The sequence below is a fragment of the Paracoccus hibiscisoli genome (assembly GCF_005048265.1).
Taxonomy (GTDB): Bacteria; Pseudomonadota; Alphaproteobacteria; order Rhodobacterales; family Rhodobacteraceae; genus Paracoccus; species Paracoccus hibiscisoli.
In genome coordinates this window covers 1-746 of the sequence record NZ_SUNH01000106.1, presented here as the reverse complement: position 1 = coordinate 746, position 746 = coordinate 1, and the positions used below count along the sequence as shown (strand labels likewise).

General features: G+C 62.9%; 1 protein-coding gene. It reads right to left on the bottom strand.

What is annotated here, in order from left to right:
- Window positions 1-746, bottom strand: a 746-nt coding sequence (locus tag FA740_RS19535; RefSeq protein WP_136858440.1) for an IS5 family transposase, incomplete at both ends; no start/stop codon positions are given.

The following is a 746-nucleotide window of genomic DNA, read 5'->3' as shown; positions in this document are numbered from 1 at the left end:
CTGGCAGTCAGGCGTTGGCCCAGCAGCTTCACACAATGCATCTTCGTTTCGACGCGGCTCCGGCGGTGATAGCCGCTCCATCGTCGCCAGATGGTTCGCCCGAAGCGGTGTGAAGCGCGCAGGGCTTCGTTGCGCGCGATTGCTCCGGGAGTGTCGGGCTTCCATGGCCTGGCATTTTTGCGTGGCGGTATGACTGCGGTGGCACCTCGGGCGGCGATGGCATCGTGGCACTTGCGGGTGTCAAAGGCACCATCAGCGGTGACACTTGCAACCTCGTGATCTGGCGGGATCTGGTCCAGAAGCTCTGGCAGCATGGGCGCGTCACCGACATCACTGGTGGTGAACTCGGCCGCGCGTATTTCCAGCGTTTGCTCGTCAATTCCGATGTGGATCTTGCGCCAGACCCGGCGCTTGGTGCCACCATGCTTGCGGGCGTTCCACTCCCCTTCGCCCTCGACCTTGATGCCAGTGCTGTCGATCAGCAGGTGCAACGGGCCGCTGGATCCACGGCAGGGAATATTGACCTTCAGGGACTTCTGGCGCCGCGACAGCGTGCTGAAGTTGGGCACGGTCCAGTCCAGGCCGGTCAGGCGCAGCAGGCTCTCAACGAAGCCCGTCGTCTGCCTGAGCGCCATGCCAAACAGCACCTTCATCGTCAGGCAGGTCTGGATGGCTGCGTCACTATAGTCAGGCTGTCGGCCACGTTTGCCTGTTGGCCTGGCCTCCCAGGTCATCTCGGGATCGAA